The organism is Streptomyces sp. NPDC032198 (assembly GCF_040636975.1).
In the GTDB taxonomy this organism is placed as follows: domain Bacteria; phylum Actinomycetota; class Actinomycetes; order Streptomycetales; family Streptomycetaceae; genus Streptomyces.
The window spans coordinates 226025-238645 of the sequence record NZ_JBEZVL010000009.1 but is presented as its reverse complement, the minus strand read 5'-3'; the positions used below and the strand labels follow the sequence as shown (position 1 = coordinate 238645).

Genomic DNA, 12621 nt, shown 5'->3' with positions numbered 1-12621 from the left:
ACATGTGCCCTGTTGCAACTTCTGTTGCAACAGGGCACACTCACCCACCGCTAGCTGAGCTGCCCGTCCCGTACAGCGCCGACGAATCCGGACCAGACCGCGGAATGCACTAGGACGTGGTGCCCCTGCGGCCACTTGCTGTCACGTATTGCTGTGCTGTTCCCGACGAAGGCCGCCTCCACGCACTCGGTTTCGTTGCCGCCGCTGTACGACGACTTGAACCAGGCGGGGCCAGGAACCTCAGTACTCGCTCTCGGCATTCTTCAAGTCCTCCTTGGCGCGGCTGATCAGCTTCCTTGATGCTTCGATGTCCAACGCTTGTGCGCGCAGGTATTCGAACGCAAGCCGGTAGCGATCCAGTTCCGCCTCCTTCTCCATGAAGACGGAGCCGACGTGAAGGTCGACGTACACCACGTCCAGAGAGGGCTCAGCGCCTCCCAGGATGACGAAGCTGCCGAGGGCCGCACAGTGGGCGCCACGCGCGAAGGGCAGGACTTGGAGGGTGATGTTCCCCGACTCGCTGGAGCTGAGCAGGTGGCTTAGCTGCTCACTCATGATCTCGGATGAACCCATCACCCGCCGGATAACGGATTCATCGAGGATGGCCCAGAGATGCGGAGCCTTGGGGCGAGTGAGGATCTCCTGACGTCGCATGCGGATGTCCACGAGGCGCTCGATTTCCTCGGGTGAGCGGCGCATCTCGTTCGCCTGCTGGAGGGCAGCGGTATAGCTCCGGGTCTGGAGCAGACCCGGCACGTACACGCAGGAGAAGTGGTCCTCGCGTACAGCCTCGTCTTCCAGGGTGAGCATCAGGTTCATCGTTTCGGGGATGTGATCGGCGAACGAACTCCACCACCCCTGCTGCCTCGAGTCCTTGGCTAGAGCGACCATGGCCTTACGTTCGGCATCGCTCGCCCCGTACTCCCGGCAAAGAGCGTCGACGACCAGCCATTTGACTGGCCCCTCGGTCGTCTCGTACCGGCTCACCGTGGCTTTGGACACGCCGACGAGCCCGCCGGCTTCCTCCAGTGTCATCCCCTGGCGGGCGCGCAACTTGCGCATCGTCGCGCCGAGGTGGCGTCGACGGGTCGTGGCCCTCGCTGACATGAGGATTCCTTCCGGTAACGCGGGGGATAGTGTCCCGCGGCCCCAACGAGGCTAGTTCGGCGGCAAGTTGGCGTAGTGCCAGATTCACTCGATAGGTTCTCGTGAGAAGTTACACAGTGGGAACTCTCGATGCGATACTTGTATCGAGCGCTACGCAGTGCAGTCGTATGGATACGGCAGGTGCGGCACTGGCGTGGCCATGGAGGGAGTACGGCATGACCGGTCGTGAGAGCACTCGGACTCCGTACCGATATGTGACGCCGTTCAAGGCGTCCCCCGAAGTTCTGTGCGGTCTGCGGCGAGCAGTGAGGGCTGAGCTGGGCCTTTGGGGTCTGTCTGACCTGGCAGACGAAGCCGAGCTTGCGGTCACCGAACTCGCAACGAACGTGTACGCACATGTGGGCGCGGGAAGCGCGGCAACCCTTGTCCTCGAACTTCTTGGTGACGGGGTCCGTGTGGAGGTCCACGACACGGACCGCGAGGTCCCGGCCGTTGGTGCACTGGAGTGTGCGGCAGAGTGCGGCCGCGGTCTCCATCTGCTGGCTGCTATGGCACGTGACTGGGGTACTCATGTGACGGGCTCAGGCAAGGCTGTCTGGTGCGAGCTGGCGTTCGTGCCCGACAGAGTGTGCCCCCGCGTTCAGAGAGCGCATGAGGTCCTCGGCGTGTACCGGGAACTGGCTGAACCGATGGCAGCGCCGTTGCTCAGGCACTGGTCTGCTCGGGAGGACGCGGCAGCTGGCCTGATCGTGGACCTGCTCTATTGGCTCGCCGCTCAAGACTGTGACCCCGATGACGTCCTTGACCGCGCGCAACGCAGCTACGAAGCAGAACTGGGCGCTGCGTGACCTCGCAGGTGGCGGCTACCTCATGGCCTTGGCTGTGGCCAGGCGGAACGGCATGGGCAATATCGTATGAGCGTTCGTGGTTGCGGGAGGGGCGGTCTGGTAGCTGTGCAACATGCGCCACACTGGGATGAGACCGCGTTGTCAGTGGGGCCTGTCACCCTCTGTAGTGACTGGCAGCAATTGGTGCCAGTCGGGCACGTCTGTAAGGAGGGTGCATGACTAGCGCCAAGCGGGAGCTGACTTCTGTTGAGATCTGCGCGGGAGCGGGCGGCCAGGCCCTCGGCCTGCACAATGCGCGGTTCAGACATTTGGCGCTAATCGAGATTGACCCGAATGCGGTCGCCACTCTCCGGGCGAATGTGGAAGGGAACGCCGAGTGGGTGGGCTGTGAGGTCATGCAGGAAGATCTCACGAAGCTGAAGCCGGAGGCGCTTAGGGAGAGGTTGCAGCTGAACCCTGGCGACCTGGATCTGCTGGCCGGCGGGGTGCCTTGCCCTCCGTTCTCCGTCGCGGGCAAGCAGCTCGGCCGAGACGATGAGAGGGACCTGTTCCCCAACATGCTCGAGCTGGTTGATGAGCTGGAACCCAAGGCTGTGATGATCGAGAACGTCCGGGGCCTGCTGGAACCGAGGGAGAAGTTCCAGGGGTACCGCGAGGAGATCCTTGAGGAGCTCGCTCGCATGGGATACGAAAAGTGCTACTGGGATGTCCTGGAGGCTAAGGACTACGGGGTCCCGCAGCTCCGCCCGCGAGCCATCCTGGTGGCGATGAAGAAGGCGTACATCCCGTTCTTCGCTCAGACGAAGCCCAAGAAGCAGCCGCTCTGCACGGTACGGAAGGCACTGGAGGAATCCATGCGCGACCGTTACAGCCAGGTTGACGACCCTCGAGTGGATCAGGCGCTTGAGAGGTGGCTGAAAATGGCATCACGAGGGGTGGCCCCCACTCTCGTAGGCGGCTCGAAGAAGCACGGGGGCGCCGATCTCGGCCCGACACGGGCAAAGAAGGCGTGGGGACTGCTGGGTGTCTGTGGACTCGGTGTCGCGAATACTCAAGCGGAAATGAAGCGCCTTGAGAGTGAAGACCGGGACCTCTTCGCTGAAGCAGGTCCCAAGCTCACTGTCGCCCAGGCGGCGTTGATCCAGGGGTTCCCGGAAGACTGGGTCTTCACCGGGAAGAAGACAGCGGCGTACCGTCAGGTCGGGAACGCCTTCCCGCCGCCAGTCGCGGAAGCTGTGGGCAAGCAGATCAAGTCTGCGCTAGTAGCAGCCCGCAAAGCCGGGGTTAAGGCGCCAGTACGGGAGGAACGGGTGCCCGCCGCAGCAGATGAGAGCGAGACGCTGTTCAAGATGACACCCGTCTCAGTCCGGTCGATTCCGAAGGCGGCTGACCGCAGCGGCGATTGTGAGGGCGCAGTCGTCGGGTGACTCATGTTCCCAGAACCGGAGCACGGTCCATCCTGCTTCGCGGAGACGCTCATCGGTGTCCCGGTCACGGGTCACGTTTCGCGTGACCTTGTCGGACCAGTAGCCGGAATTGGTCTTCGGCGGAACGTAGTGCTGGGGGCAGCCGTGCCAGTAGCAGCCATCGACGAACACGGCCAGCTTCGCCGGACGGAAGACAATGTCTGCCGTCCGGCGAAGCCCGGGCAGAGGTTTGGCTGCTACTCGGTACCTCAGCCCCTGGGAGTGAAGGAGCCGTCGGATGAGCCGCTCCGGCTTGGTGTCTCGGCTCCGGATCGCCTGCATGTTCCGGCGTCTGGCTGCAGATGAAGCCCAGGATCCCTCTGGCGGTTCCCAGTTGTCGTCGCTACCCATCCTCAGGAATTCCTGCGTCCCTCAAAATTTGCTTTCTCTGATCAGCGCGGAGCGACTTGGTCTGACGGATCTTGTTTCTGACCATGGCTGGTATCAGGTCGAAGTCCAGGTCGAGAGAGCGGAGTTCATAAGTATTGATGCCCTCCCGGGTGCTCCAGTCGACGTCGAGTCCAAGTTCGCGCAGTTCGCGTGCTCTCCTCTCGGTGTGCACGTCATCGCCGGTCACAATGCGCAGCATAGCTGAGTGAACCGGCGTGGCCAGGTTCTCCTGAAGCAGGGAAAAGAGTCGTTCGTGGGTCTTGCTGCCGTAGGGAACGGTCAGGAGCCTTTCTGGAACCACGTCCCTGTATCGGGCGTGCATCTGCTGCTCGATCTTCGTACGCAGAGTCCTGAACTGCTCGTTCTCTCCGGGAAGGTACGCCAGCATTCTGGACTGTATGGCGCGGGCACTTATTTCCTTGGCGTACGTGTAAGCCTCGAAAAGCGATTGAGGGTCGTCCTTATGGGCTGAAATCTCTGTGAGGAGATTATTCAGGGCATGCTCGGCAGCTGGCCTGAGCTGCTGCCATTCGTCCTTGAGGGGGTGCTGGCCAGTCATGGGGCGACTCCATGATGCTAGGGACGGGTCCGGTGCTCGCTACTCGCGGTCCAGCTGCTCGAAGTCCAACTGCCGGGCTGCGAGTTGCTGAAGGATCTGCCTGTCGTGGCGGGACGCGCGATTGACTGCCTGGGCGAACCAGGGTGCGATCCACGATGAGCTGCGGTAAGGCCACTCGCCCAGATGGAGCCGACGCCCTGGAAGCCATTCCGGATTCGGCGGGACGTCGGAGCGAGTTGCCGGAGCGACGGAAACGTCTGGTTCGTCGTCGAGGAGTGAGCGGCGGTCCAGCTGCACAGTGACGCCGATCAGCCACCAAGTGAACAGAAGCCGGGACGAGGTATCGCTGATGCTGTCCAGTATGGATTCGTCTAGGCCCGCCGCGTCGAATGCGGCCGAAATGAGCCCGGGCCAAGGCTGAGCATGAACGGCTTCCGTATCTGTAATGGATACCGCTGTGACATTCGAGGCCGCACGATCGATCTCAGCGTAGGTCGCCTCGGCGATTTCCGCATTCAGAAATCGGTTGACACCCCGGTAGAATTCTCCCGGCGTTTCGATCCGGATCTCGGCGCCGGTACGTGCCCTCAACTCGCTCGCCAGGGCAGGCCAAGGTCGGGAACTGCGACCGTTACCGGCGGGCTGGTACCAGTCATCCTTCGTGTCATTGGAAACGAACAGCAGCTGTGAGCGTTCGGCTGAACCGGCCATGTACTCGATCGTCTCTTCCCAGAGCAAAAAGTCCCCGGATGCCGACAGGGGTGTTCCTTTACCTGCGTCCGCGAACCCAGGCGGGATTTCATTAGGAAACCTGTATGTCGATGCTTCATCGACGCGCCGCTTAATCTTTTCTGCGCCAGGCGGCTCGGCGATTTTGTCACCGAACAATTCGGCTACCTGGGCAAGGACAGGATCGCCTTTATCTACTGATGAGATGGCGAGATCGTAATTTTTTAGCTGTTGAACATGATTGACGAGTGTCTGGCTCCAGTCGGCAAGGAGATCTTTAACAGCCTTCTCTGATATTTCCGATTCCAGAGCCTGCTTGGTGCTGGCGTCCTGCGCGTACTTGATCAGAAGTCCCTGAACGAGTTTCCGAGCGTCCACGAGTGCTATGCGCGCCTCTCCAAGCTTCTTCTGGAGCGCTTTGGAGGCTTCCTCTAGGGCTTTCTTTCTGCCGATGATGATGCGATGCCGGTTCTGGACGAACTCAAGCCCGACCTGATGCGGGAGCCACAGGCGTTGTTGCACGCTGTTGAGGGCGCTCAAGACCTGACTACGGGCATCGGGCGTGTACTCGTAGAGGCTGAGCAGAACGTTTGTGTCGAGTACGACGGTCGCCTGCGTGAAGAACTGCGCTCGCTCAGGTCCGTCCTCGGAGTGTCCGTTCTGAATCCAGTCCCGGTACTGCCGGATCAGTGGGTAGTCATCCTCCGGGCCAGTCACTGATCGACACCTCCTTCTCGGAAAGCCTGCTGCAAAAGATGAGATCGCCTACGGTATGACGGCCGTCTGGTCTGGTGCGGTCCGTTAGGGGAATCTCAGACCCCCTGAGGCGGGATCCAGACAGATTCGATCTCGGTCCGCGGCTCAAGGCCGGATGCTTTGGTCCGGCTCTCCTGGGCCTCCGGGAGCCGTGGCGCCACGTCCCATGGTTCGCCGGGCCGGGCCACCACCCAGAACTCGCCGTCGATCAACGCACGTGGCCGATCACCGTGCTCGGGCCGGGCCCGTGCGACGCGATGGGCGACGAACTCTCCCTCCCCCGGTGCTGGGCCGCCAAGGGCGCGTGCTACCGCCTGATGCGACTGATAGTCGCCGAGGATGATGATGCCCTCCTGGCGAAGGGCCGGACGTGCGCGTCCTTTGTCTCCTTCACGCACTCGTGCCATGTAGTCGAGCTGCTGGGCGGCAGTCCGCACCACACCGCGTCCGATCCGCTTTCCGTGCACGGATCGGAACAGCTCGCGTACTCGTGCCTGCCCCTTGTTCTTGCCAGGTATCAGGATGCGTGCCCGCGTGGCTTCATCGAGGTGGAGCAGGATGTTCTCTGGAAGGGCAGCGTCCTTCCAGAGCCAGGTGATCTTGTCGCGATGCTTGGCCTTGACCGTGTACTTCATGTCCCTGTTGGTGCCGACGTTGAGCCACTCGCGCTCTATACGCAGCAGCCCGGCGCTCCAAAGACTGGCGCGGTCGTCAGCCCATACGAGAAGACACAAGTGTCCTTCCGCCTCAGGCGGGATCATCCAAGATCCAAACTGCTGGGAGTACTTGCAGTCGACGTCGATGCCCTCTATGCGGTAGTCCATGTCGATGCCGTCGGCGAACTCGAACTCCCGCTGCAGGTTGATCTCAACGAGAGTTCCGGCGTGAGTTTTCTCGGTCTTGTAGAGAGAACTCCAGTTGTACCTGCCTGTGGCCTCGCCGTTGAGTAGCTGGTCGATAGTGCGCCGGAGCACCGCAGCGAAGCGTTGCCCAGCGGGGTCGGACCGGCGCAGATACGCATGGACCGCGGCAAGCTCAGGATCACGGCGTAAGGCTTCATCGGCTGCCACGTTGGTCGCAGCCGTGAAATCCAGAGGAAGCAAGTGCTCTTCCTATTCGGTGAGTCGGCCTGCTTATGGCGCGGCCGACGAGTCGGAGTAAGCGGAAGGTTCTTGTGTAGCTTGTTCCGCCACCGCTCGGCATTTGATTTTCAGGTCGACCGCATGCGGTCTGAGTAGTCCGCTGCCGCTAGGACTCCCCGTGGCACTCCCCATAGACCCGCCCCGACCCGCACCAACAAACCGCCCCCGCCTCCGGCGGCCACCCCGCTGCCCGCCCCCGTGCTGCCAGCGTCGTCGCGTACTGGGGTAGTAGGGATACGTCCGTGGGGTCCGTGCCCTCTGAGGCTGCGAAGGCTTCGTAGGACGGGACCGTGCCTGTGACGATTCCCAGGTTGGGGGTGCCGGACGCTGACAGCTCGCGCAATGACTCCTCTATGGTCGCCAAGTGCGCCTCGTGCGAGGGGTATTCGGATTCCAGTGACGGGTACGCCGTCAGGAGTTCTTCCAGTTCCGTGGACGGCCAGTGCAGCACCGCCACCGGGAACGGGCGGGACAGTGCCTCCCTGTAGGAGCCCAACTCAGCCTGGATGCGGGAGATTTCGGCGCGGAGTTCCGCGGGGTTGTCCGAGCCCAGGGACCAGATGCGCTTCGGGTCGTGCAGTTCGTCCAGGGGGACGGGGGACGACGAGATCTCGTCTGCGAGTGCGTCCCACGCGTCGTGCTCCGCGCCCAGCAGGCGGCGCACCCTGTGGCGGCCGAACAGCAGCGGGCGCTGGTCGTAGGTCGGGGTGCCCCCGGCGCCGGGCGGCAGCATGAGTTCCAGGGCCTGCGTGAAGGTTTCCTGCGCTTGGGCCAGCTCGTCGTGGGCCTCCAGCGACTCCGCCACGATCACCCATGGTGCCGGGTCGCGCGGCGCCGCCGCCCGTACGCCGTCGATGATCGCCCTTGCCTCCGCCTCGTGGCCGTACTCCCAGAGGTTCGAGGCCTTCAGGGCGCGGATGAGGGTCGGGGCCGACGCCGGGTGCGGGGCGTCCGGGGCCAGCAGGCGGTCGTAGAGCGTGGTCGCGCGGTCGCGTTCGCCCGCCAGTTCCAGGTGGGCCGCGGCCTGGAGCAGCAGGTGCTCGGTGTCCTCGGGATACAAGCCGGCGGTCCGCTCCAGGCGCTCGGCTTCGGCGATGTGGTCGGCAGGCGTGTCGGGGCGCATACGGGACACCGTACTGCCGAGTGGGGGCGTTGCAGCAGGGTTGCCGTGCAGATCAGGGTCGAGCAGGGCCGCCGCGCTTTTGTGGCCCCGGCGTGCGGGCGCCATGGCTAGTTCGCGGGCTTGGGCTTAACCTGCCGCCCTCTCGGGAGGGGAGGTACCGGCGTGCGGGAGCGGGTGGAGCGGGTTCCTGTTGTTGTGCAGGGGCGGCGGGGGCAGCGGGGGCGTGCTGCCCGTCTGGTGTGGGGCGGCGCCGAGATTGCCGTCACCTGCGGGCTCGTCCTGCTGCTGCTCGTCGTCCATCAGCTCTGGTGGACCAACCGCCAGGCCCGCGAAGGCGCCGAGCGCCAGGTTCAGGCCCTTGAGCGGGAGTGGGGGAGCCCATCGGATTCCGCTCCTGCCGATGCCGATGCCGATGCCGATGCCGATGCCGATGCCGGCGCCGAGTCTGGCGCCGACCCCGCCGCCGAAGCCCCGTCTCGTGCCTCCGGCTCCGGCTCCCAGAAGTCCGCCCGGCGTCCGCACACCGTCACCGCCCCCGCCCCCGACTGGGACCAGGCCTACGCCGTCCTCCGCATTCCGCGCATCGGGATCCGCGTGCCCGTCGCCGAGGGGGTCAGCAAGAGTGCCGTACTCAACAAGGGGTACGTCGGGCACTATCCGCGCACCGCCCAGCCCGGTCAGGGCGGGAACTTCGCGCTCGCCGGGCACCGCAACACCCACGGAGAGCCCTTCCGGCGCATCAATCGGCTGGGCGACGGGGACGAGTTGTTCGTCGAGACCAAGAGCGCCGTCTATACCTACGTCGTCGACAAGACGCTGGCCCAGACCTCCGCCCGCGACAGCGGCGTCATCCGCTCCGTGCCCCGCAGCGACGTCAAGGCCGGGCACGGGTACAGCTCCCCCGGGTACTACATCACCCTCACCACCTGCACCCCCGAGTACACCTCCAAGTACCGGCTCATCGTCTGGGGGAAGCTGCGGTCCATGCGGCCCAGGTGAGCGCTCCGGGTCAGCGGTCACGCCCCCGCAACGCCAGCACCACCCCCGCCCCCGCCACCCCGAGCCCCGCCGACACCACCAGCGCCACCTGCGTCCCACGCGCCAGTGAGCCCCCGGATGTCGATACCGCGATCATCAGCGCCACCCCCGCCGCCGAACCGATGTACCGCGCCGTGTTGTTGGCGCCCGAGCCCATCGCCGCCCGGTCGGCAGGGACCGAGGTGACGGCCAGCAGGGGGAGCGCCGCGTTCAGGAAGCCGCTGCCCGCGCCCGAGATCACGAGGCCGGGGAGGAGCAGCGGCCACGGGCCCGCGTCGACCGTGGCCAGCATCGTCAGGACGGCCGCCGCGTGCAGGGCGAAGCCCAGGGCCAGTTGGTGGCGCGGTGAGACCTTGCCCGCCAGGCGGCGTGCCTGGAGGGCCACCAGGAATGAGGTGCCCGACCAGATCGTGAGCAGCAGCGCCGTGGCCATCGCCGACATGGGGAGGGTCTGTTGCAGGAGCGTGGGGAGGTAGCTGAACAGGGATATCACCGCGAAGCCCGTGAAGAAGCCGCCCGCCGACGAGGCGAGGAACGGGGCCTGGCGCAGCAGGGTCAGGTCCAGCATGGGGGCCGCGGACCGGTGCTCCACCGCCACGAACGCGGCGATCAGGAGCGCCGCCGTCACGAGCAGAGCCGCCACCGGCGTACGCAGCCAGCCGTCCCTGCCCAGGGTCAGCGCCGCCACCAGGGCCACCAGCGCGAGGCCCAGCGTCAGCGCCCCCGCCAGGTCCGGGCGGCCACGGCGCGCGGCCCGTGATTCCGTCAGGGTGCTCGGGGCGAAGGCGGCCACCATGAGCGCCGCCGCGCCCAGTGCCACGTAGGACCAGCGCCAGTTGGCCTGTGTCGTCAGGCCGCCCGCGAGCACCGGGCCCACCGCTATGCCGCCGCTCACGAACGCTCCCCAGATGCCGGTCGCCCTGATCCGGCCGGGGCCCGCCGGGAACGCGTGCGCCAGCAGGCCGAGGCTGGCCGCCAGGATCGCCGCGCTCGCCGCGCCCTGGGCGACCCGGGCCAGGGTGAACAGCCAGGTCGACGTGGCGAGCGCGCCCAGCGCCGTGGTGAGGCCGAGCGCGAGGGTCCCGGCGAGGAAGATCCGGCGCCTGCCGTAGTCGTCGGCGAGGCTGCCCGCCACCAGGAGCAGCGCCGCGAGGCCCAGCGGGGTGCCGTTGAGCAGCCAGGCCTGGGCGGAGAGCGGGGTGTGCAGGGAGGCCGCGGTGGCCGGGAGCGTGACCATCGGTGCCGTGTACGTCATCAGGGCCACGGCGGTGGCCGCGCTGGTGACGGCGAGGGTGGCCGCCGGTCGCGGCGGCCCGGCGGCCACCGAAGGCTCGGTGGGCCTGGGAGCCGGCCCAGTGGGCTCAGAGGTGATGGAGACCGCCGTGCGTTCCAGCCGTTGCGGCATGGCCTGCTCCTCCAGAGGCATCGGAGTCCGAGAAAGCGGAAAGTAGGAGGCAGTGATTAGGTTCAGTCATTGAATCTGTCAAGTAGGTTCGGTCATTGAACCTGGCCGCCTGCTGCTGACCGTAGCAGGTCAGGTTCAGTCATTGAACCTAGAAGTCGGAAAGTCGCTAAGGTGGACCCATGGCTCTCGGCAAGGACTACGCGGCGCAGGAATGCTCCATCGCCCGCGCGCTGGAGGTCGTCGGGGAGCGCTGGACGCTGCTCGTCGTCCGCGACGCGCTCTACGGGGTGCGGCGCTACAACGACTTCCTCGTCCACCTCGGCATCCCCCGCGCGGTCCTCGCCGCGCGCCTCCAGTCGCTCACCGCGGCCGGTGTCCTGGAGAAGCGCCCGTGCGCGGGCGCGCCCTCCCGGCACGAGTACGTCGTGACGGAGCGCGGACGCGGCCTCTGGCCGGCCCTGCGCGCACTCGGCGCCTGGGGGCGCGACAACTTCTCGGAGACCGGGCCGTTGCGGTACTTCCGGCACACGGAGTGCGGCACGGAGCTCGGGAACGTCGGGGAGTGCCCGGCCTGCGGAATCCTCGTGCCCGTCGCGGACGTCGAGATGCTGCCGGGTCCCGGGCTCGATCCGGACCCGTCCGATCCGGTCAGCCGGGCGCTGCTCGCGCCCCGAAGGCTCCTTACGGCCGTCGAGGCGGATCCTGTATAACGGGCTGTGGACGACGTGCCGTACCAATGCGGCATGTTCATGAGAACGCAGCATGTTCATGAGTGGGAAGGGAGGGACCGAGGAATGCAGGACGCACTCCGCGGCTGGAAAGCCGCTCTCCGTCCCACCGGCCTTCTCCTCTTCCTCCTCGTCGAGGTCGTCCTCCTCGACGCGAGCAGCCTCACCGCCGCCGTCGCGCTCGCCGCGACCGCCGCCGCGGGCTCCGCGCTCGCCGCCTGCTCGGTCATCGCCGCGCGTTGCGCACCCGCCGTGCCCCGCACCAGGGTGCGTACGGCCATCCGTGATCGCGAGAAGCGCACCGCGTTCCTGCCCCAGCGCGACCCCGACGCCTCGGGCCGCAGGCGACCCCGAGCACCGGGCCGTCTCGTCCTGACGGCCGCGTAGGGCGCACCAGAAACGCAGGGCGCACCAGAAACGCGAAGCAACCCTCGCGGGCCGTCACGCCGAAAAGAGCATCCGCACCTTTTCCCGGCACGACGAGACCCCCGGAGGGCTTCTCCATGTTCGGTTTCCTGTCTCCCTTTATGTCCGTGTTCGCGGGCTTGGTCGGCTCCCTCGCCGACCTGCTCGAACCGCTCTTCCACGCCTCCGCGACCGCCGCCGCCATCGTGCTGTTCACCGCGTGCGTACGACTCCTCGTCCACCCCTTGTCGCGGGCGTCCGCCCGTGGCCAGAAGGCGCGCGCCAGGCTGAACCCGCAGATCGCCGAGTTGCGCAAGAAGCACTCCAAGAACCCCGAGAAGCTGCAGAAGGCGGTCCTCGAACTGCACGCGGCGGAGAAGGTCTCGCCGCTCTCCGGGTGCCTGCCCAGCCTGTTCCAGCTCCCGGCGTTCTTCCTGCTCTACCACCTGTTCTCCAACACCAGCATCGGCGGCGAGGCCAACTCGCTCCTCGGCCACAAGCTCTTCGAGGCGCCCCTTGGCGGGCGGTGGGCGGACGCGCTCGGCGACGGCGGGGTCTTCGGGGCGCAGGGCCTCGTCTACCTCGGGCTCTTCGCGATCGTGGCCGCCGTCGCGACCTTCAACTTCCGGCGTACGAAGACGCAGATGGCCGCGACGGCCGCCGCCACGCCCGCGGGGGACGCGGGCCAGCAGGTGCCCGGCATGGGCGCGATCGCCAAGGTCATGCCGTTCATGTCGTTCATGACGCTGTTCACCGTCGCCTTCGTGCCGCTGGCCGCCGCGCTGTACGTGGTCACCAGCACCACCTGGAGCGCGATCGAGCGGGCCGCCCTCTACCGCGACGTGCCGATCGGCGCCGGGGCGCTGGCTACTGCCGGGTAACGGTCCGGTCCGTGAACAGGGTCTTGCGGGATGGACAGCGACCT

At 66.1% G+C, this 12621-nt stretch carries 14 protein-coding genes; 6 read left to right on the top strand and 8 right to left on the bottom strand.

Going from position 1 to position 12621, the window contains the following annotated elements:
- Window positions 1-50: 50 nt before the first annotated feature.
- Together AB0E78_RS24940 and AB0E78_RS24935 are read right to left on the bottom strand one after the other, a co-directional pair.
- A complete protein-coding gene (locus tag AB0E78_RS24940; protein ID WP_361836412.1) occupies window positions 51-260 on the bottom strand; it encodes a DUF397 domain-containing protein in 210 nt (69 codons plus the stop codon).
- Window positions 241-1107, bottom strand: coding sequence for a helix-turn-helix transcriptional regulator (locus AB0E78_RS24935; RefSeq protein WP_361836409.1), 867 nt, complete (start codon window positions 1105-1107; stop codon window positions 241-243). The genes AB0E78_RS24940 and AB0E78_RS24935 overlap by 20 nt, the downstream gene beginning before the upstream one ends.
- A gap of 215 nt (window positions 1108-1322) precedes the next feature.
- On the opposite strand from AB0E78_RS24935, the gene AB0E78_RS24930 reads away from it, so the two are divergent.
- Together AB0E78_RS24930 and AB0E78_RS24925 are read left to right on the top strand one after the other, a co-directional pair.
- Window positions 1323-1955, top strand: coding sequence for an ATP-binding protein (locus AB0E78_RS24930; RefSeq protein ID WP_361836407.1), 633 nt, complete (start codon window positions 1323-1325; stop codon window positions 1953-1955).
- A gap of 215 nt (window positions 1956-2170) precedes the next feature.
- Window positions 2171-3382: a DNA cytosine methyltransferase gene (locus tag AB0E78_RS24925; protein WP_361836404.1), complete on the top strand. Its 1212-nt coding sequence runs from the start codon at window positions 2171-2173 to the stop codon at window positions 3380-3382.
- On the opposite strand, the gene AB0E78_RS24920 is transcribed toward AB0E78_RS24925, so the two are convergent.
- The 5 genes from AB0E78_RS24920 to AB0E78_RS24900 form a co-directional block, all read right to left on the bottom strand.
- Window positions 3317-3772, bottom strand: coding sequence for a very short patch repair endonuclease (locus AB0E78_RS24920; RefSeq protein ID WP_361836401.1), 456 nt, complete (start codon window positions 3770-3772; stop codon window positions 3317-3319). The two genes, AB0E78_RS24925 and AB0E78_RS24920, sit on opposite strands and share 66 nt — an antisense overlap.
- Entirely contained in the window at window positions 3765-4370 is a 606-nt protein-coding gene (locus tag AB0E78_RS24915) for a hypothetical protein (protein ID WP_361836398.1), read from the bottom strand. Before AB0E78_RS24915 ends, AB0E78_RS24920 begins: the two co-directional genes overlap by 8 nt.
- 39 nt (window positions 4371-4409) lie before the next feature.
- Window positions 4410-5816 carry a PIN-like domain-containing protein gene (locus tag AB0E78_RS24910; RefSeq protein ID WP_361836395.1) on the bottom strand — a complete coding sequence of 469 codons (1407 nt, stop codon included), beginning with the start codon at window positions 5814-5816 and terminating at the stop codon, window positions 4410-4412.
- A 95-nt stretch (window positions 5817-5911) separates the two neighbouring features.
- Window positions 5912-6958 carry a NaeI family type II restriction endonuclease gene (locus AB0E78_RS24905; RefSeq protein ID WP_361836392.1) on the bottom strand — a complete coding sequence of 349 codons (1047 nt, stop codon included), beginning with the start codon at window positions 6956-6958 and terminating at the stop codon, window positions 5912-5914.
- Window positions 6959-7103: 145 nt separating this feature from the next.
- Window positions 7104-8120, bottom strand: coding sequence for an SEC-C domain-containing protein (locus AB0E78_RS24900; RefSeq protein ID WP_361836390.1), 1017 nt, complete (start codon window positions 8118-8120; stop codon window positions 7104-7106).
- A 195-nt stretch (window positions 8121-8315) separates the two neighbouring features.
- On the opposite strand from AB0E78_RS24900, the gene AB0E78_RS24895 reads away from it, so the two are divergent.
- Complete coding sequence (locus AB0E78_RS24895; protein ID WP_361836790.1) at window positions 8316-9119, top strand: class E sortase; 804 nt, start codon at window positions 8316-8318, stop codon at window positions 9117-9119.
- 10 nt (window positions 9120-9129) lie between these two features.
- Here the strand turns inward: AB0E78_RS24895 and AB0E78_RS24890 are convergent, their stop codons facing one another.
- Window positions 9130-10563 (bottom strand): MFS transporter, encoded by a 1434-nt coding sequence (locus AB0E78_RS24890; protein ID WP_361836388.1) that lies wholly within the window; start codon window positions 10561-10563, stop codon window positions 9130-9132.
- Window positions 10564-10742: 179 nt separating this feature from the next.
- Here AB0E78_RS24890 and AB0E78_RS24885 point away from each other — a divergent pair, with 179 nt between their 5' ends.
- From AB0E78_RS24885 to AB0E78_RS24875, 3 genes are all read left to right on the top strand, one after another.
- On the top strand, window positions 10743-11273 hold the full coding sequence (locus AB0E78_RS24885) for a helix-turn-helix domain-containing protein (RefSeq protein WP_361836385.1): 531 nt from the start codon (window positions 10743-10745) through the stop codon (window positions 11271-11273).
- Between the two features lie 84 nt (window positions 11274-11357).
- The gene (locus AB0E78_RS24880; protein WP_361836382.1) at window positions 11358-11678 is read left to right on the top strand and encodes a DUF6412 domain-containing protein; all 321 of its coding nucleotides are present in this window, start codon (window positions 11358-11360) and stop codon (window positions 11676-11678) included.
- A 128-nt stretch (window positions 11679-11806) separates the two neighbouring features.
- A complete protein-coding gene (locus AB0E78_RS24875) occupies window positions 11807-12577 on the top strand; it encodes a YidC/Oxa1 family membrane protein insertase (RefSeq protein WP_361836787.1) in 771 nt (256 codons plus the stop codon).
- Window positions 12578-12621: the final 44 nt, after the last annotated feature.